This is a genomic window from Endozoicomonas sp. 4G (genome assembly GCF_023822025.1).
GTDB lineage: Bacteria > Pseudomonadota > Gammaproteobacteria > Pseudomonadales > Endozoicomonadaceae > Endozoicomonas_A.
Window position 1 is genome coordinate 4,813,463 of sequence record NZ_CP082909.1, and the last position, 23,443, is coordinate 4,836,905.

Here is a 23,443-nt window from a genome sequence, read left to right on the forward strand (position 1 = left end):
GGCGCTATCGACACGACTTAGGGAAGTGGCGGTTAAGAAACTACCGATTCAGGAACGACAGTCATATCCCACTTTGGTAGTTTCGGATTCCTGATAATGTATGGATTTATATCAGTCATTTCTGATTTTCCAAGTCTCACTCCCTTGGGATAAAACTTGTCCAGCAGATTAACCACAGGACTCATCGCTTTCCATGTCATAGTTTCCGTCCATTTCAATACAGTGCTCACTGTATTCAATAACGTCCCACTCCAATGATTTTCCAGCGAAGACCACCTACGTTCGATGGGGTTGTATTTGCTGTGATAGGGAGGATAGTACACCCCATGAATTTTCAGGCCTTTGCTTTGACTGAAACGCACCAGCCTTGAGAGGTACTGAGTGCGGTGACTATTATTTTCCGGACCATTATCGGCAAAAATAACAATCTCCTCTACCTCCGGATTTTCTTCTTTCACCAGATCCCACCACCACTCGAACGCATCGCAGACAAAATCACTGGTTTTGTTCGAATTGCCGTAGAAAATATGGAGTTGGTCGTTTTCAAGATTGAGAATGCCAAAAGGAATCAGTTTACTCTTCGTAGCCATGTCATGATCAAGTGCTTTAACAGGAGCCTTCCCACGAGATTTACCCCCTCTGGAAAAGTCGCCAAGATTAACTGTTGCTTTGCAGTCTATGCTGACTCGCAACGCTTTTTTGTTGTTTTTAGCTTCTTCGTTTATTCGGTGGACGTTTTCAAAAATGGCATCGGTTTCCGGGACTTTTTTTGGGGTTTGGTTTTTTGTACCCGACGCAGTTTATAGCCCAGGCGATTGAGAATATCATTAATGGTTCGCACTTTGGGAACCTGATCTTCCGCCCAGCCTTTTTCTTCAATGAGCTTTCGATGAACCGCTTTAGCTGTAATGCGAGTATAGGCTAATGTGTTCTTCATCTGTGGGTCTGCCTGGCTTTCCGGTTCAACCAGACTACGGATGTCTTGTTCTAATTGTGGTAGGTTAATTTCTGAACGGCGCTTGCCACATACTTCATAATGGCCAAAGCACTCGAACCCTGTCCGTAGCTCATTGATACCGAGTTCTACGGACTTTCTGCTCCAACCAAACTCTGACTCCGTTAAGCGGGGACTCTCGTAGCAGAGCTTTTTCGACACCTCAGCCATGAAGATTCTTTTTTTCATGCCAGTGAGTTGTTTGGCTGCAAACTTAATGACGTCTTTGGCTTCTTGAGGAATAGCAACAGAGGTAGACATAGCAATCAATGACATAGGAGTTTAAGCTTGCTGCCTACCATACTCCGGTATGATTTTGATCGCCAGTTCCCTTAGAGCATGAAGAACCCGTTCAGTTCCTTCTGGAAAGTGCTGGTAAGAGACTCTGACCATACTTTCCGTTGCCTGCTCAATACCCTGGGTCAGCGGGTCTTCACCCCGACCAAGGGTTTCCAGGGCAGTGAACAGCAGGTTTTCATCCGGTGTCTGTTGCCGCTGAGCCTGAATATCTGCCAGCGCCTGTAGACGAAGCTTCTCCAGATCGGCAACGCCATCTAAAAGCACCATTAACGCATTATGGTTCTGGAGTTCGCTGGGGTTATCTGCTTCGCCCAAGGCTGTGATGCCTGAAGCCCAGATTTTTTTGAAGCATCCGGCTTGCCTGTGGCAAACCCTGGCACTGAACTGAGCCCCATGCTGCTCCCACCGTATCGGGGCGGTCAGTTGCGGATGATGGCGCAGACCATTGAACTCAGCCATGCTGTATTCCAGCCAGTTTCGGTATTCATCCGTGGTCATCTGTTGTCGGTTTTGGGACATAGCCTCAAACATTTCAAAACTACGAATTTCCCACTGCGCCGCTTCTATATCGTGCTGTCGTCTTGCTTCGGAAAAAAGAGAACGCCCTTCGTTCTCTAAAAAGGTAATATGATTTTTTCTAGCCTGAATCGGTTCCGTATCGAAACGCGCCACGATGCTGTGGTGGGTTTTCACCAAGCCAAGCTGGCTCCTGTGACGGCTGACTAACTGCCTGGCCTCTTCCGGATTGGACGCTTTGGGCAGAACCGATTCCAGCAGGTCAATCATTGCCTGCCAGTTTTGCTCTGACAGAGGGCTACTGTTTAAACGTTGCTGGATCTGAGCCTGTTGTTCATCAAACGACTTCTGCAAGACGTTTTCCTGCACATGACTTGAAGCGCGGTGAGTACTGCCTCGTCGGGAGGAATGACTGGCGACAAAGTGATAAAACCGGGTGGCGTGCCTCAACGTTTGCCGGGCAGGATGGTAGGGCGTTGAACCGCCTCGACGAATAACCACATCCTGACCACCACCCCGGTCATGAAGAATATGGGCGCTCGCACCGGGCAACCCGAAAGCACCTCCACTTTGTTTTGACACATCCTGGCAGGGGCCTGGATAGTGTAATTGCCCAAGACGCTTCCAATCAGGCGTTATTGCCTGCTCTGCCAGCCATGATTGCCAGAACTGATCCGCTTTCCAGTGACCGCCACCAGGCACCCATCGCAACCAATCCCTTGCAAGCCAGTGGAGTAAAAAGTGGTCTGGTTGGTTTTTCAGCGCTTGCTGCCAGCCTCTCCATTGCGCTTCCCAATGAAGAGTAAACGACGTTTTTCTTATGAAGAAGTTCAGAATAGATTCGAGTAAGAAAGGCTCTTCAGAACAGCCCGGCAGTGAGTGCTGGAACTGTTGAATCATGTTCAGCCATGGCAAAGAATAATTACCTGCAAGGTTATCAATGAAAGACCTGGAGTCCTGACCTGTTAGCGCAAGGTATTGAATGGCATGACGGGAAAGTGTTGCTTCATCTTCCAAGGCTTGAATAAGCAGAGTTTCGAGATAAGTGACAGACTCGCTGGCACTGACATCGTCCAACATGGCATTGCCAGAAGCCACCAGCAGAAGGACAAAAACAAGTCTGGCCAGCAATCCAGTACAGCGCATATCAGGCTACGAATTCGCTAAAAGCACAATTATAGATGAGTTTTCTGGGAAGAATTGACAGATATCAGGACTTAATCCGGCAGAGGAGGAATGCAGTGTTGTGTGTTCGAATACTTACACTCCAGCAACGTCTCAGAAATTCTTGGCTATTCTCTGATGCAATGCCAATAATGAGATTCACCCATGGCGTTCCTTTATTTTTACAGAAAAGATATTCAACGCGGATTGTCCTGGCGCTTACTGACAAATAAGAAGACCATGGTTGATATTTTTGTTCTTTCCCTGCTGGCTATAATGGTTGTGCCTTTATGTTATTCCTCAGCCCTTGTTGACCGTCATCATCCCGATGGACGCAAGTTTCGGATTGAAATCAATGATGAGAGAACACGCAATAGCACCCTGGCATTAACAGGAGGCAAGCCTGCTGGCAATGCCGATTATCCCGGTGTCGGCAACGGAGGTTTCTTTTATTTGCCTCCTCCGCCTTGGGGAGGTACGGGCTCGGGATTGTTCGAAATTGACCTGACTATTCTGCAACCTGTCATCAACTGGCTGATATCCATAGGTAAGGATTCTGGTGATGGCCGACAGGCAGCCAATGAGGATGGACAACCTTCTGGCAGCGATCCCAATGCAGGATCAAATGACGCAACTAACCACCATCAACAGGAAAAAAGAGAAGCACCCGAAGATCAGGAGAACAAATCACCTGGAGAAGCTAATGGTAGCAGCGGCGATGGCAATAACAGAAAAGACGACAATGGCGAGAAAAGTCAAAATAATGCTTCGACTCAAGACCTTCAGGTACTTGCCAATGAGCTTTTAGCCATCATTGCAAGCGACGATCCCAACGCCGCTGTTAAATTCAGGAAAATGTTGGATCAGCTGGACATGCTCCAGCGTTTGCAGGTTCTGGAAACAAAAGGCACAAACATCACTGGCTGTAGAGTCACGCCTCTTGAGGCGATATTGGCACTGCCGCGTTCTTATGAACCCTCAACACGCAACCGATTTATCAAGCAGCTGATAGCAGCCGCTGGCAACAGCTACCCGATGATTTGGTCTGACAACAACCACCTGATGATTTTGTATAAGATTGTTCTGGACATAATCCACAAGGTCAATGAATCTCAGCAACAGCCGCCCATAGGACGTTTTGAAAAACGTTGCTTTACCGAGTACTTCATTCAATTATTCCTGCTTGATTCACACCCGGTTAAGCGTATTCGCAATCTATTAGAAGAAATATCGGATTTAGCCATAAGGAATGAGATTATAAATGATACAAAATCATTGAAATTCTCCAGCTCTTTTCTGGATATCTTGACACAATCTAACCAGCACCCCTCGTTCCATGAATTATTATGCTTATCAAATGAACTGCGTATGCAAAATGATTACATAGCAATCACTTCTTTTCGCGATAATGCACTGCGTGTGGATAAACAGGAACCCAGTCAAATTATTGGTGCAGAGTGCCCGATATGTAGAGAGCTGTTTGTACACTCGTCAAATATAGTGAAAGCGCCCTGTAATCACCTTTATCACGTTAATTGTTTAAATCAGTGGCTCAAAAAAAGGAGGCAGAATCGTGCAATTCAAGATTGTCCTACCTGTCGTACACAATTAAATGGCTTAAGAATAAATTTGAACGACTTTGACGAACTATTGAGAAAATACGACGGTTGTCATTCTTTAACTACTGCAGAAAGAGCAGTTAAGGAATGGAATAAAACAGAAACAAGTTATGAAGCCTTGTACCATTTTGTCCAATTTTGCCAACATAGCAGCCTGCCATCTGATGATTCACAGTTTGTAAAACTCTTGCGACGCATCCCTCATCTCGTGACAAAAGCCGAAATTATCCATCACGGCAGGATCCACTCAGCCGTCTTCAGCACCAATAACCACCGTGTGGTGACCGCCAGTGACGACGGCACTGTGAAAATCCATAGCGATGAGACCGATGGATCCTGGCGGGAAGAGTTCACTTTCCACCACGATGGTCCGGTCAAATTAGCCAGCTTCAGTGCCGATAGTCGCCGTGTGTTGACCGCCAGTGACGATGGGATAGCAAAAATCCATGCTCTGAAGGAAGATGGATCATGGCAAGAAGAAATGACCATCAGCCATGTTGATTCGATCCATATAGCCGACTTCAGCGCCGATAGTCGCCGTGTGTTGACCGTCAGTGACAATGGGTCAGCAAAAGTCCATGGTCAGAAGGAGGATGGATCATGGAAAGAAGAAGTGATCATCAGCCATGATGGTTCGATCGTTTTAGCCAGCTTCAGTGCTGATGGTAACCATGTGGTGACTGTCGACATAGATGACCTGATGAAAATCACGGGCACATCCGCCGATGGATCATGGCAAGTAAAATTTATCGTTATCCATCAGGGCTGGGTCCACTCAGCCATCTTTAGCCCCAATAACCGCTATCTGGTCACCGCCAGTGACGACGGTACGACAAAAATCATCGGCCAGAAAGACGACGGATCATGGCAAGAAGAATACATTAACACCGATAGTCCGATCTTTTCAGCTGAATTCAGCCCCGATAGCCGACATGTGCTCGGTGTCTGCGAGGATGATTACCTGGTTAAAATCATTGGTAAACGGGCCGACGGATCATGGGGAGTGAAAGCCATCATTTCCCATAGCGGTTTTATCGACACAGCTGACTTCAGTCCCGATAGCCGCCATGTGATTACCGGCAGTTACGACCATCAGGCAAAAATCTACGGCGAAAAGACCGATGCATTATGGGAAGAAGAAATCATTATCCACCACGATGATTTGATCTTCACAGCCATCTTCAGTCCCGATAGCCAACATGCAGTAACCGCCAGTGATGATGGAACGGCAAAAATCCATAACCTCAAGAATGATGGATCATGGGAAGAGGGACGCACTATCCATGATATACGTCAGCCCTCTTACGACAGGTTCAGTGCCGATGGCCGCTTTATGATGACCTTTGGGGGTAGTATCGCGCAAATCATTGACCTGAATAGCAAGATCCAAATCGCTATCCACCACCCCTGTTCAATCACCTCAGCCAGCTTCAGCGCCAATAGCCGCTTTGTACTGACTCTAAGTGGTTTGCCAGCATCTGATGGTAAGGGCGGCATGGTGAAAATTACTGAACTATGGAAGGAAGAATAATTGATGTTTCAGAACTCAAGGTGCAGTTTTGTTCTTTCCATACTGGCCATAATGGTTGTGCCGTTATGCTATTCCTCAACCCTTATTAGTCGTCATCATCCCGATGGGCACGGGGTTCGGATTGAAACCAATGATGGGAGAACACGCAATAACACCCTGACAGTGACAGGAGGCAAACCCGCTGGCAATGCCGATTTTCCCGGTGTCGGCAACGGAGGCTTTTTTTATTTACCTCCTCCTCCCTGGGGAGGTGGAGGCGGCAGGCCATCGGGATTGTTTGAAATTGACCTGGCTATTCTGCAACCCGTCATCAACTGGCTGATGTCCATAGGTAAGGATTCTGGTGGTGGCCGACAGGCAGCTAATGAGGATGAACAACCCTCTCCCAATGCAGGATCAAATGACGCAACTAACCACCATCAACAGGAGAAAAGAGAAGCACCTGAAAATCAAGAAAACAAATCACCGGGAGAAGGCAATAATGGCAGAGGCGATGGCAATAACAGAAAAGACGACAATGGCGAGCAGAGTAAAAATAATGCTTCGACTCAGGAGCTTCAGGTACTTGCCAACCAGCTTTTAGCCATCATTGAAAGCGACGATCCCAACGCCGCTGTTAAATTCAGGGAAATGTTAGAGAAGCTGGACATGCCTCAGCGTTTGCAGGTTATGGCAACAAAAGGCACAAACATCAGGGGCAATACTGTTACTCCTCTTGAGGCGATATTGGCACTGCCGCGTTCTTCCCATGAGCACACAACAGGCAACCGATTTATCGAGCAGCTGATAGCAGCCACTGACAACCACTACCTGATGATTTTGTCTGACAAAAGCCACTTGATGAGTGACTCTGACACTACAGATGATTACATCGCTATCAATGCTTTCGACGATAATGCCCTGCATGTGGATAAAGAAGAACCTGCACACATTGTTGATACAGAGTGCGCGATATGTAAGGAGCAGTTTGTACGCACGTCAAATATAGTAAAAACGCCCTGCAAGCACCTTTATCACATAGATTGTTTAAATCGGTGGTTCAAAAAAAGGGAGTACGATGATTCAATTAGAACTTGCCCTATATGTCGTACAGAATTAAACGACTTAAGTAAAAAACTTAACGACTTTAACAAACTCTTGAAAAAATACGACGGTTGTCATTCTTTAGCTATTGCAGAAAGAGCAGTTAAGGAGTGGAATGAAGCTGAAACAAGTTATGAAACCCTGTACCATTTTATCCAATTTTGCCGACATAGCAGCCAGGCATCTGATGATTCACAGTTTGTAAAACTCTTGCGAAGCATCCTTAATCCCGTGATAAAAGCCGTGATCCATCATTACGGTACGGTCAACTCAGCCACCTTTAGCGCCAATAACCGCCTTGTGGTGACCGCCAGTCGTGATAGCACTGCGAACATCTATATCTATCAGTCCGATGGATCATGGAAGGAAGAACTCACCATTCTCCACAATGATTGTGTCAGATCAGCCACCTTTAGTGCCAATAGTCGCCGTGTGTTGACCGCCAGTGACGATGCGACAGCAAAAATCTATCTTCAGAAAGAGGATGGATCATGGCAAAAAGAAATCACTATCCGCCACGATTGGCCCATTAATTCAGCCAGCTTCAGCACCGATAGTCGCCGTGTGTTGACCGCCAGTGACGATGGGACAGCAAAAATCCATGTTCAGAAGGAGGATGGATCATGGGAAGAAGAAGTGATCATCAACCATGATGGTCCGATCCATTTAGCCAGCTTCAGTGCTGATGGTAGCCATGTGGTGACTGTCGGCGAAGATAACCTGGTGAAAATCACGGGCAAATCGGTCGATGGATCATGGCAAGTAAAAATCATCGCTGTCCATAGAGACCGTATCAACTCAGCTATCTTTAGCCCCGATAACCGCTATGTGGTGACCGCCAGTGACGATGGTACGGCAAAAATCATTGCCCGGAAAGACGATGAATCATGGGAAGAAGAACTCACCATCGGCCACATTAGAACCAATGCTCGGATCCAATCAGCCGACTTCAGCCCCGATAGCCGACATGTGCTGACTGTCGGCAATGATGGAGTGGCTAAAATCATTGGCAAACGGGCCGACGGATCATGGGTAGTAAAAGCCACCATTACCCATGGTGGAGGTATCTGGTCTGCTACCTTCAGTCCCGATAGCCACCATGTGGTGACCGCCAGTTTCGACCGACAGGCAAAAATCTACGGCGAAAAGACCGATGTATCATGGGAAGAAGAAATCACTATCCACCACAATTTTTGGATCAGGTCAGCCAGCTTCAGTCCCGATAGCCAACATGCAGTAACCACCTGTGATGATGGAACGGCAAAAATCCATAGCTATAAGAATGATGGATCATGGGAAGAAGGATTCACTATTCATCATTTTCGTCGGGTCATTTCAGCCACCTTCAGTGCCGATGGCCGCTTTGTGATGACCTTTAGTGTGGATGGTACCGCGAAAATCATTCAACTGAAGGGCGATGGATCATGGGAAGAACAAATCACTATCCGCCACCCCAAGTCAATCTTCGAAGCCAGCTTCAGCGCCGATAGCCGCTTTGTGCTGACCCAAAGTTTTTCGTCAGGCTTTGTTGGTCCCCGCAACATTGTGGCAATTACTGAACTATGGAAGGAAGAATAAATCAAGCAACGTTCCAGAAAATCTTGGCTATTCTCTGATGGACTACCAACAATGAGATTCACCCATGGCGTTCTTTTATTTTTCCAGAACAGACATTCAACACCGATTGTCCTGGCGTTTTCTGGCAAACAAGAAGAGCATGGTTGGTATTTTTGTTCTTTCCCTGCTGGCTATGATGATCGTGCCGTTATGCTATTCCTCAAACCTTATTGACCGTCATCATCCCAATGGGTACAGGGTTCGGACTGAAATCAATGATGGGAAAACGCGCAATAGCACCCTGACAATGACAGGAAGCAAGCCCGCTGGCAATGTCGATTTTCCCAGTGTCGGCAACGGTGGCAATGGAGGCTTCTTTTATTTGCCTCCTCCCTGGGGAGGTGGCGGCGGCAGGCCATCGGGATTATTCGAAATTGACCTGACTATTCTGCAACCCGTCATCAACTGGCTGATGTCCATGGGTAAGAACTCTGTCGATGGCCGACAGGCAGCCAATGAGGATGGTCAACCCTCTGGCAGCACACCCAATGCAGGATCAAATGACGCAAATAACCACCATCAACAGGAGCAAAAAGAAGTACCTGAAAATCAGGAGAACAAATCACCCGGAGAAGGCAATAATGGTAGCGGCGATGGCAATAACAGAAAAGACGACAATGGCGAGGAGAGTAAAAATAACGCTTCGACCCAGGACCTTCAGCAACTTGCCAATCACCTTTTAGCCATCATTGAAAGCGACGATCCCAACGCCGTTTTTAAATTCAGGGAACTGTTGGATGAGCTGGACATGCCTCAGCGTTTGCAGGTTCTGGAAACAAAAGGTACAAACATCAGCGGCAATACTGTTACTCCCGTTGAGGCGATATTAGCACTGCCGCGTCCTTCCCATGAGCGCTCAACACGCAATCGATTTATCGGGCTGCTGATAGAAGCCGCTGGCAACAACCACCAGATGATTTTGTCTGAGGTTGTTCTGGACATAATCCACAAGCTCAACCAATCCGACCAACCACCGCAGATAGGGCATTTCGAAAAATGTTACTTTACTGAGTACTTCCTTCAATTGTTCCTGCTTCATTCAAACCCGGTTGAGCGTATTCGCAATCTATTAGAAAAAATATCAGATTTGCCCATAAGGAATGAGATTATAAAAAATGAACAATCATTAACATTCCCCACCTCTTTTCTGGATACCTTGGAACAATTTAACCAGCACTCATCGATCGATGAATTAATACGCTTATCAAATGAACTGCGTATGCAAAATGATTACATGACGATCACTACTTCGGTCAATAATGGACTGCGTGTGGATAAACATGAATCCAGACAAATTATTGGTACGGAGTGCGCGATATGTAAGGATAAGTTTGAACGCTCGTCAAATATAGTGAAAACGCTCTGTGATCACCTTTATCACGTTGATTGTTTAAGTCAGTGGCTCCAAAACAGGAGGCAGAATCGTGCAATTCAGGATTGTCCTACCTGTCGTACACAATTAAATGGCTTAAGAACAAACCTTAACGACTTTAACAAACTATTGATAAAATACGACGGTTGTCATTCTTTAGCTACTGCAACAAGAGCAGCGGATGAAATACATCCAGAAGAAACAAATTTTGACGCCTTTTACCATTTTCTCCAATATTGCCGACATAGCAGCCAGGCATCTGATGATTCAAAGTTTTTAGATATCTTGCGAAGTTACATTTCTCCCAAGGTAAAAGCCGAGATCCGCCATGACGGTAAAGTCAACTCAGCCACCTTCAGCGCCAATAACCAACGTGTGGTGACCGCCAGTGACGGTGGCACTGCCAAAATCTATGTCTTTCAGTCCGATGGATCCTGGAAGGAAGAATTCACTATTCGCCACGCTGGTCCGGTCAAATCAGCCAGCTTCAGCGCCGATAGTCGCCGTGTGTTGACCGCCAGTGACGATGGGACAGCAAAAATCCATGTTTGGAAGGAGGATGGATCATGGGAAGAAGAAATCACTATCCGCCACCAAGGGCCCATTCATTCAGCCAGTTTCAGCGCCGATAATGGCCGTGTTTTGACCGCCAGTGACGGTGAAGCAATAATTTATGTTCTGAAGGAGAGTGGATCATGGGAAGAAGAAGGGAGCATCGACCATGATGATCCGATCCATTTAGCCAGCTTCAGTCCTGATGGTAGCCATGTGGTGACTGTTGGCAAAGATAACGTGGTGAAAATCAAGGGCAGATCCACCGATGGATCATGGCAAGTAAAATTTATCGTTCTCCATAGGAACCATGTTAACTCAGCCATCTTTAGCCCCGATAACCGCTATGTGGTGACCGCCAGTAACGATGGCACGGCAAAAATCATTGGCCAGAAAGGCGATAACTCATGGGAAGAAGAATTCACCATTAGCCACATTAGCACCCATGGCCTGATCCTATCAGCCGCCTTCAGCCCCGATAGCCGACATGTGCTGACTGTCGGCAAGGATAACCTGGTTAAAATCATTGGCAAACAGGCCGATGGATCATGGCGGGAAAAAGTCATCATTTACCACAATGATGACATCAGCTCAGCCACTTTCAGTCCCGATAGTCGCCATGTGGTGACCGCCAGTTTCGACGAACAGGCAAAAATCTACGCAGAAAAGAGTGATGTATTATGGGAAGAAGAAATCACGATCTACCACAATCATAGGGTCTCCTCAGCCATCTTCAGTGCCAATAGCCGACGTGCAATAACCACCAGTCTGGATGGAACGGTAAAAACCCGTAGACACATGAATGATGGATCATGGAAAGAAGGAATCAGCGTCCTTCATGATGGCCCTTCTACTTTAGCCACCTTAGCCACCTTAAGTCCCAATAACTTTTATTTGATGACCTTTGGTGACGATCCTACGGCGAAAATCAATATCCTGGGCAATACAGGGAAAAAAGAACTCCTTATCCACAACTCTGGCCCGATATCCTCAGCCACCTTCAGCGCCAATAGCCGCTTTGTGGTGACCACCGGTTTGGTGTCACTTAATAGAGGTACCGAAAACATTGCGAAAATCATTGAACTATGGAAAGAAGAGTAACTCCAGCAACGTCCCGGAAATTCTTGGCTATTCTCTGATGCACTACCAATAATGAGATTCACCCATGACGTTACTTTATTTTTCCAAAACAAATATTCAACACGGATTGTTCTGGCATTTCCTGACAAGCAAGAAGGGCACGGTTGGTATTTTTGTTCTTTCTCTGCTGGCTATGATGCTGGCTATGATGATTGTACCGTTATGTTATTCCGCAACGCTTATTGACCATCATCATCCCGATGGGCGCAAGTTTCGGAGTGAAACCAATGATGAGAAAACGCGCAATAGCACCCTGACAGTGACAGGAGGCAAGCCCGCTGGCAACGCCGATTTTCCCAGTGTCGGCAACGGAGGCAACGGTGGCTTTTTTTATTTGCCTCCTCCTCCCTGGGGAGGTGGCGGTGGCAGACCATCGGGATTGTTCGAAATTGACCTGACTATTCTGCAACCCGTCATCAACTGGCTGATGTCCGTAGGTAAGGATTCTGGTGCCGCCACAACTCGCCTGGCCAGCGATGGCCGACAGGCAGGTAATGAGGATGGACAACCCTCTGGCAGCAAACCCAATGCAGGATCAAATGACGCAACTAACCACCAACAGGAGAAAAGAGAAGCACCTGAGGATCGGGAGAGCAAATCACCGGGAGAAGGTAATGGCAGCAGCGGCGATGGCAATAACAGAAAAGACGACAATGGAGAGCAGAGTAAAAATAATGCTTCGACCCTGGATCTTCAGGCACTTGCCAATCAGCTTTTAGCCATCATTGACAGCGACGATCCCAACGCCGCTTTTGAATTCAGGGAAATATTGGATAAGCTGGACATGCCTCAGCGTTTGCAGGTTCTGGAAACAAAAGGCACAAACGCCATGGGCAATACTATTACTCCTCTTGAGGCGATATTGGCACTGCCGCATTCTTCCCTTGAGCACTCAACAGGCAACCAATTTATCAAGCAGCTGGTAGCAGCCACTGGCAACCACTACCTGAGGATTTTGTCTCACAACAGCCAGCTGATGAGTGCCTCTGAAACCACAGATGATGACATCGTTATCAGTGCTTTTGACGATGATGCACTGCGTTTGGATAAAGAAGAACCTACACACATTATTGGTGCAGAGTGCGCGGTATGTCAGGAGCGGTTTGTACGCACGTCAAATATAGTAAAAACACCCTGCAATCACCTTTATCACGTCCATTGTTTAAATCAGCGGCTCAAAAAAAGGCAGCACGATGGCTCAATTAGACCTTGCCCTACATGTCCTACAGAATTAAACGCCTTAAGTACAAAACTTAACGACTTTGACAAACTATTGAAGAAATACGACGGTCGTCACTCTTTAGCTATTGCAGAAAGAGCTGTTGAGGAATGGAATGGAACAGAAACAAGCTATGAAACCTTGTACCATTTCGTCCAATTGTGCCGACATCGCAGCCAGGCATCTGATGATTCACAGTTTGTAAAACTCTTGCGACGCATCATTCATCCCGCGACAAAAGCCAAGATCCACCATGACGGTGAGATCAACTCAAATGCCTTTAGCCCCAATAACCAGCGTGTGGTGACCGCCAGTGACGATGGCACTGCGAAAATCTATGTTTATCGGTCCGATGAACCCTGGCAGGAAGAGTTCACTATCCACCACGATGGTCCGGTCAGATTCGCCAGCTTCAGCGCCGATAGTCGCCGTGTGTTGACCGCCAGTGACGATGGGACAGCAAAAATCCATATTCAGAAGGAGAATGGATCATGGCAAGAAGAAATCACTATCCGCCACCATGGGCCCATTCATTCAGCCACCTTCAGCGCCGATAATAGCCGTGTGTTGACCGCCAGTGACGATGGGACAGCAAAAATCCATGTTCAGAAAGAGGGTGGACCATGGCAAGAAGAAGGGAGCATCAACCATGATGGTTCGATCCATTTGGCCAGCTTCAGTGATGATGGTAGCCATGTGGTGACTGTCAGCGAAGATAACGTGGTAAAAATCACGGGCAAATCCACCGTTGGATCATGGCAAGTAAAATTTATCATTATCCATGAGGACTGGGTCAATTCAGCCATCTTTAGCCCTGATAACCGCTACGTGGTGACCGCCAGTCACGATGGCACGGCAAAAATCATTGTCCGGAAAGACGATGAATCATGGGAAGAAGAACACACCATCAGCCACGTTGGAACCTATAGTCGGATCAGATCAGCCAACTTCAGCCCCGATAGCCGACATGTGCTGACTATCGGCTGGGAGGATAAACTGGTTAAAATCATTGGTAAACGGGCCGACGGATCATGGGGAGTAAAAGCCATCATTTCCCATAGTGAGCGTATCCACACCGCCACCTTCAGTCCCGATAGCCGCTATGTGGTGACCGCCAGTCACAACAGACAGGCAAAAATCTACGGTGAAAAGACCGATGCATTATGGGAAGAAGAAATCACTATCCACCACAATGATGTGATCCTCACAGCCACCTTCAGTCCCGATAGCCGACATGCAGTAACCGCCGGTCGTGATGGAACGGCAAAAATCCATAGCCACAAGGATGATGGATCATGGGAAGAAAGACTCATTACCGATCATACCGGCCCGCTCATTTCAGCCACCTTCAGTCCCGATGGCCGCTTTGTGATGACCTTTGGTATTGATGATATCGCGAAAATCACTTTCCTGAAGGACGATTCATCGCTGGCAGAAATCACTATCCGCCACCCCAATCCAATCGAATCAGCCAGCTTCAGCGGCGATAGCCGCTTTGTGCTGACCCAAAGTTTTTTGCCAGTATCTGATGGTCCCGGCGCCATTGTGAAAATTACTGAACTATGGAAGGAAGAGTAACTCCAGCAACATCCCGGAAATTCTTGGCTATTCTCTGATGCACTACCAATAATGAGATTCACCCATGGCGTTCTTTTATTTTTCCAGAACAGACATTCAACACGGATTGTTCTGGCGTTTTCTGGCAAACAAGAAGAGCATGGTTGGCATTTTTGTTCTTTCCCTGCTGGCTATGATGGCTGTGCCCTTGTGTTATTCCTCACCCCTTATTGACCGTCATCATCCCGATGGGCGCAAATTTCGGATTGAAATCAATGATGGGAAAACCCGCAATAGCACCCTGACAGTGACAGGAGGCAAGCCCGCTGGCAATGCGGATTTTCCCAGTGTCGGCAACGGAGACAAAGGAGGCAACGGAGGCAACGGGGGCTTTTTTTATTTGCCTCCTCCGCCCTGGAGAGGTGGAGGCGGCAGACCATCGGGATTGTTCGAAATTGACCTGACTATTCTGCAACCCGTCATCAACTGGCTGATGTCCACAGGTAAGGGCCGACAGGCAGCCAATGAGGATGGACAACCCTCTGGCAGCAGACCCACAGGATCAAATGAAGCAAATAACCAACACCATCAACAGGAAAAAAGAGAAGCACCCGAAAATCGGGAGAACAAATCACCGGGAGAAGGTAATGGTAGCAGCGGTGATGGCAATAACAGAAAAGACGACAATGGCGAGGAGAGTAAAAATAATGCTTCGACTCAGGACCTTCAGGCACTTGCCAACGAGCTTTTAGCCATTATTGAAAGCGACGATCCCAACGCCGTTTTTAAATTCAGGGAAATGTTAGAGAAGCTGGACATGCCTCAGCGTTTGCAGGTTCTGGAAACAAAAGGCACAAACATCAAGGGCAATACTATTACTCCTCTTCAGGCGATATTAGCACTGCCGCTTTCTTCCCATGAGCACTCAACACGCAACCGACTTATCGGGCAGCTGATAGAAGCCGCTGGCAACAACTGCCTGATGATTTTGTCTGAGATTATTCTGGACATAATCGACAAGGTCAATCAATCCGACCAACAACCACAGATGGGGAATTTCGAAAAATTTTGCTTTACTGAGTACTTCCTTCAATTATTTCTGCTTCATTCAAACCCGGTTGAGCGTATTCGCAATCTATTAGAAAAAACATCAGACTTAGCCATAAAGAATGAGATTATAAATAATGCACAATCATTGATATATCCCGAATCTTTTCTGGATATCTTGACAAAATGTGACGAGCACCCATCGTTCCATGAATTAATACGCTTATCAAATGAACTGCGTATGCAAAATGATTACATAACTATCACTTCTTTTCGCGATAATGCACTGCGTGTGGATAAACATGAATCCAGACAAATTATTGATACAGAGTGCGCGATATGTAAGGAGCAGTTTGAACACTCGTCAAATATAGTGAAAACGCCCTGCAATCACCTTTATCACGTTGATTGTTTAAGTCAGTGGCTCAAAAAAAGGAGGCAGGGTCGTTTAATTGAAGATTGTCCTACCTGTCGTACACAATTAAATGGCTTAAGAATAAAAATTAACGACTTTAACAAACTATTGACAAAATACGACGGTCGTCATTTTTTAACTATTACAAAAGCAGTTAAGGAATGGAATAAGGCAGAAACAAGTTATGAAAGCTTGTACCATTTTATCCAATTTTGCCGACATAGCAGCCAGGCATCTGATGATTCAAATTTTCTAAATATCTTGCGAACCATCATTCGTCCTGTGGTAAAAGCCGAGATCCACCATGACGGTAAAGTCAACTCAGCCACCTTCAGCGCCAATAACCAACGTGTGGTGACCGCCAGTGACGGTGGCACTGCGAAAATCTATGTCTTTCAGTCCGATGGATCCTGGAAGGAAGAATTCACTATTCGCCACGATGGGCCGGTCAAATCAGCCAGCTTCAGCGCCGATAGTCGCCGTGTGTTGACTGCCAGTGACGATGGGACAGCAAAAATTTATGTTCTGAAGAAGAGTGGATCATGGCAAGAAGAACTCACTATTCGTCACGAAGCTCCGGTCAGATCAGCCAGCTTCAGCGTCGATAGTCATCGTGTGTTGACCGCCAGTGACGATGGGACAGCAAAAATTTATGTTCTGAAGGAGAGCGGATCATGGGAAGAAGAAGGAACCACCCACCATGATGGTTCGATCCATTTAGCCAGCTTCAGTCCTGATGGTAGCCATGTGGTGACTGTTGGCAAAGATGACGTGGTGAAAATCAAGGGTAAATCCACCGATGGATCATGGCAAATAAAATTTATCGTTCTCCATAGGAACCATGTCAACTCAGCCATCTTTAGCCCCAATAACCGCTATTTGGTGACCGCCAGCAACGATGGCACGGCAAAAATCATTGGCCAGAAAGACGATAAGTCATGGGAAGAAGAATTCACTATTAGCCACATTAGCACCAATGGTTCGATCCTGTCAGCCGCCTTCAGCCCTGATAGCCGACATGTGCTGACTGTCGGCAAGGATAACCTGGTTAAAATCATTGGCAAACAGGCCGATGGATCTTGGCTGGAAAAAGTCATCATTTCCCATAGTGATCACATCAACTCAGCCACTTTCAGTCCCGATAGCCGCTATGTGGTGACCGCCAGTTTCGACAGAAAGGCAAAAATCTACGTCGAAAAGACTGATGTATCATGGGAAGAAGAAAGCACTATCCACCACAATCATGGGGTCTCCTCAGCTATCTTCAGTCCCAATAGCCTACGAGTAGTAGCCACCAGTCTGGGTGGAACGGCAAAAACCCTTAGCCGCAAGAATGGGGAAAAAGGATACACTATCCTTCATCATGGTGGTTTCACTTCGGCCACCTTCAGTACCGATAGCCGCTCTGTGATGACCTTTGGTGAAGATCCTACGGCGAAAGTCAATCTCCTGGGCAATTCACGGAAAAAAGAACTCCCTATCCAAAACTCTGGCCCGATATCCTCAGCCACCTTCAGCGCCAATAGCCGCTTTGTGGTGACCACCGGTTTGGCGTCACTTGTTAGAGGTACCGAAAACATTGCGAAAATCATTGAACTATGGAAAGAAGAATGATTGAGAAGGGCGTGGTTGGTATTTTTGTTCTTTCTCTGCTGGCTATGGTGCTGGCTATGATGCTGGCTATGATGATTGTACCGCTATGCTATTCCTCAACGCTTATTGACCGTCATCATCCCGATGAGCGCAAGGTTCCGATTGAAATCAATGATGGGAAAACGCGCAATAGCACCCTGACAGTGACAGGAAGCAAGCCCACTGGCAATGCCGATTTTCCCAGCGTCGGCAACGGAGGCAATGGAGGCAATGGAGGCTTCTTTTATTTGCCTCCTCCCTGGGGAGGTGGAGGTGGAAGACCATCGGGATTATTCGAAATTGACCTGACTATTCTGCAACCCGTCATCAACTGGCTGATGTCCATGGGTAAGGATTCTGGTGATGGCCGACAGGCAGCCAATGAGGATGGACAACCCTCAGGCAGCAGAACGAATGCAGGATCAAATGATGCAGCAAATAACCAGCATCAACAGGAGCAAAGAGAAGCACCTGAAAATCGGGAGAACACATCACCGGGAGAAGGCAATGGTAGCAGCGGCGATGGCAATAACAGAAAAGACGACAATGGCGAGGACAGTCAAAATAATGCTTCGACTCAGGACCTTCAGCTACTTGCCAATCAGCTTTTAGCCATCATTGAAAGCGATGATCCCAACGCCGCTTTTAAATTCAGGGAAATGCTGGAGAAGCTGGACATGCCTCAGCGTTTGCAGGTTCTGGAAACAAAAGGCACAAACATCACGGGCAATACTGTTACTCCTCTTGAGGCAATATTGGCACTGCCACGTTCTGCCCATGAGCACTCAACAGGCAACCGATTTATCGAGCAGCTGATGGCAGCCACTGACAACCACTATCTGATGATTTTGTCTGACAACAGCCACCTGATGAGTGACCCTGAAACCACAGATGATTACATCGCTATCACTTCTTTTCGCGATAACGCACTGCGTGTGAATAAACAGGAATCCAGACACATTATTGGTGCAGAGTGTGCGATATGTAGGGAGCAGTTTGTACACTCGTCAAATATAGTGAAAGCGCCCTGCGATCACCTTTATCACGTTGATTGTTTAAATCAGTGGCTCGAAACAAGGAGGCAGAATCGTGCAATTCAAGATTGTCCTACCTGTCGTACACAATTAAATGGCTTAAGAATAAAACTTAACAACTTTAACGAACTATTGAGAAAATACGACGGTTGTCATTCTTTAGCTACTGCAAAAAGAGTAGTTAAGGAATGGAATAAAACAGCAACAAGTTATGAAACCTTGTACCATTTTATCCAATTTTGCCGACATAGCAGCCAGGCATCTGATGATCCACAGTTTCTAACTATATTGCGAAAGTTAATTAGTCCCCAGGTAAAAGCCGAGATCCGCCATGACGGTAAAGTCAACTCAGCCACCTTCAGCGCCAATAACCAACGTGTGGTGACCGCCAGTGACGATGGCACTGCGAAAATCTATGTCTTTCAGTCCGATGGATCCTGGAAGGAAGAATTCACTATTCGCCACGATGGTCCGGTCAAATCAGCCAGCTTCAGCGCCGATAATAGCCGTGTGTTAACCGCCAGTGACGATGGGACAGCAAAAATCCATGTTCTGAAGGAGGCTGGATCATGGCAAGAAGAACTCACTATCCAACACCGTGGGCCCATTCATTCAGCCAGCTTCAGCGCCGATAGTAGCCGTTTGTTGACCGCCAGTGACGATGGGACAGCAAAAATTTATGTCCTGAAGGAGAGTGGATCATGGGAAGAAGAAGGAACCACCCACCATGATGGTCCGATCCATTTAGCCAGCTTTAGTCCTGATGGTAGCCATGTGGTGACTGTTGGCAAAGATAACCTGGTGAAAATCAAGGGCAAATCCGCCAATGGATCATGGCAAGTAAAGTTTATCGTTCTCCATAGTAACCATGTTAACTCAGCCATCTTTAGCCCCAATAACCGCTATCTGGTGACCGCCAGTCACGATGGCACGGCAAAAATCATTGGCCAGAAAGGCGATAAGTCATGGGAAGAAGAATTCACCATTAGCCACATTAGCACCCATGGCTTGATCCTATCAGCCGCCTTCAGCCCCGATAGCCGACATGTGCTGACTGTCGGCAAGGATAACCTGGTTAAAATCATTGGCAAACAGGCCGACGGATCATGGCTGGAAAAAGCCATCATTTCCCACAGTGATGATATCAGCGCAGCCACTTTCAGTCCCAATAGCCACTGCATGATAACCGCCAGTTTCGACAAACAGGCAAAAATCTACGGCAAAAAGAGCGATGTATTATGGGAAGAAGCAATCACTATCCCCCACAATCATAGGGTCTCTTCAGCTACCCTCAGTCCCAATAGCCTACGAGCAGTATCCACCAGTCTGGATGGAACGGCAAAAGTCCGTAGCTGCAAGGATGGGGAAAAAGGATTCACTATCCTTCATCGTGGTGGTTTCACTTCGGCCACCTTCAGTCCCGATAACTGCCTTTTGATGACCTTTGGTGAAGATCCTACGGCGAAAGTCAATCTCCTGGGCAATTCACGGAAAAAAGAGCTCCCTATCCACAACTCTGGTCCGATATCCTCAGCTACCTTCAGCGCCAATAGCCGTTTTGTGGTGACCACCGGTTTAGTGTCACTTGTTAGAGGTACCGAAAACATTGCGAAAATCATTGAACTATGGAAAGAAGAATGATTGAGAAGGGCGTGATTAGTATTATTGTTTTTTCCCTGCTGGCTATGATGCTAGTAACTATGATGCTAGTAGCTATGATGACTGTGCCCTTGTGCTATTCCTCACCCCTTATTGACCGTCATCATCCCGATGGGCACAGGGTTCGGATTGAAATCAATGATGGGAAAATCCAGAATAACACTCTGACAGTGACAGGAGGCCAGCTCGCTGGCAATACCGATTTTCCCGGTGTCGGCAACGGGGGCTTCTTTTATTCGCCTCCTCCTCCCTGGGGAGGCGGCAGGCCATCGGGACTGTTCGAAATTGACCTGACTATTCTGCAACCCGTCATCAACTGGCTGACGCCCATAGGTAATGAGGATCGACAACCCTCTGGCAGCAAACCCAATACAGGATCAAATGACGCAACTAACCATCACCATCATCATAATCAACAACAACAGGAAAAAAGAGAAACACCTGAAGATCAGGAGAACACATCACCGGGAGAAGGTAATAGTAGCAGTAGCGATGGCAATAACAGAAAAGACGACAATGGCGAGGAGAGTAAAAATAATGCTTCGACTCAGGACCTTCAACAACTTGCCAATCACCTTTTAGCCATCATTGAAAGCGACGATCCCAACGCCGTTTTTGAATTCAGGGAAATGCTGGATAAGCTGGACATGCCTCAGCGTTTGCAGGTTCTGAATACAAAAGGCTCAAAAATCAGGGGCAGTACGGTCACGCCTATTGAGGCCATATTGGCACTGCCGCGTTCTCCCCATGAGCACTCAACACGCAACCGATTTATCAAGCAGCTGATAGAAGTCACTGACAACGACTACCTGATAATTTCGTTTGACAACAGCAACCTGACGATTTTGTATAAGATTGTTCTGGACATAATCGACAAGGTCAATCAATCTCACCAACAGCCACCCATAGGACATTTTGAAAAACGTTGCTTTACTGAGTACTTCACTCTATTGTTCCTGCTTGATTCACACCCGGTTGAGCATATTCGCAATCTATTAGAAGAAATATCAGATTTAGCCATAAGGAATGAGATTATAAATGGTGCACAATCATTGATATATCCCGAATCTTTTCTGGATATCTTGACAAAATGTGACGACCACCCATCGTTCCATGAATTAATACGCTTATCAAATGAACTGCGCATGCAAAATGATTACATAGCGATCACTTCTTTCCGTGATAATGCACTGCGTGTGGATAAACATGAATCCAGACAAATTATTGATGCAGAGTGCCCGGTGTGTCAGGAACAGTTTTTACGCTCGTCAAATATGGTTCTAGTGAAAACACCCTGCAATCACCTTTATCACGTAGATTGTTTAAATCAATGGCTCAAAAAAAGGAGGAGGGATCGTTCAATTAGAACTTGCCCTACATGTCGGGCAGAGTTAAATGCCTTAAGAAAAAAGCTTAACGACTTTAACGCACTATTGATAAAATACGACGGTTGTCATTCTTTAGCTATTGCAGAAAGAGCAGTGAAGGAATGGAATAAAGCAGAAACAAGTTATGCAACCTTGTACTATTTTGTCCAGTTTTGCCGACATAGCAGCCAGGCATCTGATGATTCACCGTTTGTAAAACTCTTGCGACACCTCATTCATCCCGTGACAAAAGCCGAGATCCGCCATAACGATGGCATCAAATCAGCCACCTTCAGCGCCAATAACCACCTTGTGGTGACCGCCAGTTACGATGGCACTGCAAAAATCTATGTCTATCAGCCCGATGGATCCTGGCAGCAAGAATACACTGTCCACCACGATGATCCGGTCAAGTTAGCCAGCTTCAGCGCCGATAGTCGCCGTGTATTGACCGCCAGTGACGATGGGACAGCAAAAATTCATGTTCGGAAAGAGGATGGATCATGGGAAGAAGAAGTCACTATCCGCCACCGCAGGCCGATCAATTCAGCCGCCTTTAGCGCCGATAGTCGCCGTGTGTTGACCGCCAGCAACGATGGTACGGCAAAAATCCATCATCAAAAGGAGGATGGATCATGGGAAAAAGAAGGGAGCATCAGCCATGATGGTCCGATCCATTTAGCCAGCTTCAGTGCCGATGGTAGCCATGTGGTGACTGTTGGCAAAGATAACCTGGTGAAAATCACGGGCCAATCAGTCGATGGATCATGGCAAGTAAAAATCATCGTTCGCCATAGAAACCGTGCCAACTCAGCCATCTTTAGCCCCGATAACCGCTATGTGGTCACCGCCAGTAACGATGGTACGGCAAACATCATTGCCCGGAAAGACGATGGATCATGGGAAGAAGAACTCACCATCAGCCACATTCGCACCAATGGTGATATCAAATCAGCCGCCTTCAGCCCCGATAGCCGACATGTGCTGACTGTCGGCAAGGATAAACTGGTTAAAATCCTTGGTAAACGGGCCGACGGATCATGGGTAGTAAAAGCCATCATTTCCCATAGTGAGCGTATCCACACAGCCACCTTCAGTCCCGATAGCCACCTTGTGATGACCGCCAGTTTCGACCAACAGGCAAAAATCTACGGCGAAAAGACCGATGCATTATGGGAAGAGGAAATCAGTATCCACCACAATAGTTGGGTCTTCTCAGCCATCTTCAGTCCCGATAGCCAACATGCAGTCACCACCAGCCATGATGAAACAGCAAAAATCCAAAGCTACAAGAATGATGGATCATGGGAAGAAGAGCTCACTATCCATCATACTGGTCAGGTCACTTCAGCCGCCTTCAGTGCCGATGGCCGCTTTGTGATGACCTTTGGTATTGATGGTATCGCGAAAATCACTTACCTGAAGGACAATTCGTTACGGGAAGAAATCATTACCCGCCACCCCAATCCAATCTTCTCAGCCAGCTTCAGCGCCAATAGTCGCTTTGTGCTGACCCAAAGTTTTTTGCCAGTACCTGATGGTGTCGACAGCATTGTGAAAATTACTGAGCTGTGGAAGGAAGAGTAACTCCAGCAAGATCCCGGAAATTCTTGGCTACTCTCTGA

Annotated in this window: 10 protein-coding genes; 7 read left to right on the forward strand and 3 right to left on the reverse strand. The window is 46.9% G+C overall.

Going from position 1 to position 23,443, the window contains the following annotated elements; translation table 11 throughout:
- Positions 1–32 precede the first annotated feature (32 nt).
- Genes K7B67_RS18955 through K7B67_RS18965 form a run of 3 tightly spaced genes read right to left on the reverse strand, consistent with a single transcriptional unit; the run spans position 33 to position 2,956 of the window.
- On the reverse strand, positions 33–746 hold the full coding sequence (locus K7B67_RS18955; RefSeq protein ID WP_252180576.1) for a transposase: 714 nt from the start codon (positions 744–746) through the stop codon (positions 33–35).
- Entirely contained in the window at positions 722–1,270 is a 549-nt protein-coding gene (locus K7B67_RS18960) for a hypothetical protein (RefSeq protein ID WP_252176297.1), read from the reverse strand. Before K7B67_RS18960 ends, K7B67_RS18955 begins: the two co-directional genes overlap by 25 nt.
- 6 nt (positions 1,271–1,276) lie before the next feature.
- On the reverse strand, positions 1,277–2,956 hold the full coding sequence (locus tag K7B67_RS18965; protein WP_252177429.1) for a hypothetical protein: 1,680 nt from the start codon (positions 2,954–2,956) through the stop codon (positions 1,277–1,279).
- Positions 2,957–3,139: 183 nt separating this feature from the next.
- On the opposite strand from K7B67_RS18965, the gene K7B67_RS18970 reads away from it, so the two are divergent.
- The 7 genes from K7B67_RS18970 to K7B67_RS19000 all read left to right on the forward strand — a co-directional run bounded on the left by K7B67_RS18970 (position 3,140) and on the right by K7B67_RS19000 (position 23,405).
- Positions 3,140–6,124 carry an RING finger domain-containing protein gene (locus K7B67_RS18970; protein ID WP_252177430.1) on the forward strand — a complete coding sequence of 995 codons (2,985 nt, stop codon included), beginning with the start codon at positions 3,140–3,142 and terminating at the stop codon, positions 6,122–6,124.
- A 3-nt stretch (positions 6,125–6,127) separates the two neighbouring features.
- Positions 6,128–8,785 carry an RING finger domain-containing protein gene (locus K7B67_RS18975; RefSeq protein ID WP_252177431.1) on the forward strand — a complete coding sequence of 886 codons (2,658 nt, stop codon included), beginning with the start codon at positions 6,128–6,130 and terminating at the stop codon, positions 8,783–8,785.
- A gap of 64 nt (positions 8,786–8,849) precedes the next feature.
- Positions 8,850–11,849 (forward strand): RING finger domain-containing protein, encoded by a 3,000-nt coding sequence (locus K7B67_RS18980; RefSeq protein ID WP_252177432.1) that lies wholly within the window; start codon positions 8,850–8,852, stop codon positions 11,847–11,849.
- Between the two features lie 64 nt (positions 11,850–11,913).
- Positions 11,914–14,685 carry an RING finger domain-containing protein gene (locus K7B67_RS18985; RefSeq protein ID WP_252177433.1) on the forward strand — a complete coding sequence of 924 codons (2,772 nt, stop codon included), beginning with the start codon at positions 11,914–11,916 and terminating at the stop codon, positions 14,683–14,685.
- A gap of 64 nt (positions 14,686–14,749) precedes the next feature.
- Positions 14,750–17,740: an RING finger domain-containing protein gene (locus tag K7B67_RS18990; protein WP_252177434.1), complete on the forward strand. Its 2,991-nt coding sequence runs from the start codon at positions 14,750–14,752 to the stop codon at positions 17,738–17,740.
- On the forward strand, positions 17,737–20,433 hold the full coding sequence (locus K7B67_RS18995) for an RING finger domain-containing protein (RefSeq protein WP_252177435.1): 2,697 nt from the start codon (positions 17,737–17,739) through the stop codon (positions 20,431–20,433). Before K7B67_RS18990 ends, K7B67_RS18995 begins: the two co-directional genes overlap by 4 nt.
- Positions 20,430–23,405, forward strand: coding sequence for an RING finger domain-containing protein (locus K7B67_RS19000; protein ID WP_252177436.1), 2,976 nt, complete (start codon positions 20,430–20,432; stop codon positions 23,403–23,405). Before K7B67_RS18995 ends, K7B67_RS19000 begins: the two co-directional genes overlap by 4 nt.
- Positions 23,406–23,443: the final 38 nt, after the last annotated feature.

Bases quoted from the DNA above. Each gene is read 5' to 3' on its own strand.
- K7B67_RS18960 (WP_252176297.1), bottom strand. From the start codon at position 1,270: ATGTCATTGATTGCTATGTCTACCTCTGTTGCTATTCCTCAAGAAGCC.
- K7B67_RS18965 (WP_252177429.1), bottom strand. From the start codon at position 2,956: ATGCGCTGTACTGGATTGCTGGCCAGACTTGTTTTTGTCCTTCTGCTG.
- K7B67_RS18970 (WP_252177430.1), top strand. From the start codon at position 3,140: ATGGCGTTCCTTTATTTTTACAGAAAAGATATTCAACGCGGATTGTCC.
- K7B67_RS18975 (WP_252177431.1), top strand. From the start codon at position 6,128: ATGTTTCAGAACTCAAGGTGCAGTTTTGTTCTTTCCATACTGGCCATA.
- K7B67_RS18980 (WP_252177432.1), top strand. From the start codon at position 8,850: ATGGCGTTCTTTTATTTTTCCAGAACAGACATTCAACACCGATTGTCC.
- K7B67_RS18985 (WP_252177433.1), top strand. From the start codon at position 11,914: ATGACGTTACTTTATTTTTCCAAAACAAATATTCAACACGGATTGTTC.
- K7B67_RS18990 (WP_252177434.1), top strand. From the start codon at position 14,750: ATGGCGTTCTTTTATTTTTCCAGAACAGACATTCAACACGGATTGTTC.
- K7B67_RS18995 (WP_252177435.1), top strand. From the start codon at position 17,737: ATGATTGAGAAGGGCGTGGTTGGTATTTTTGTTCTTTCTCTGCTGGCT.
- K7B67_RS19000 (WP_252177436.1), top strand. From the start codon at position 20,430: ATGATTGAGAAGGGCGTGATTAGTATTATTGTTTTTTCCCTGCTGGCT.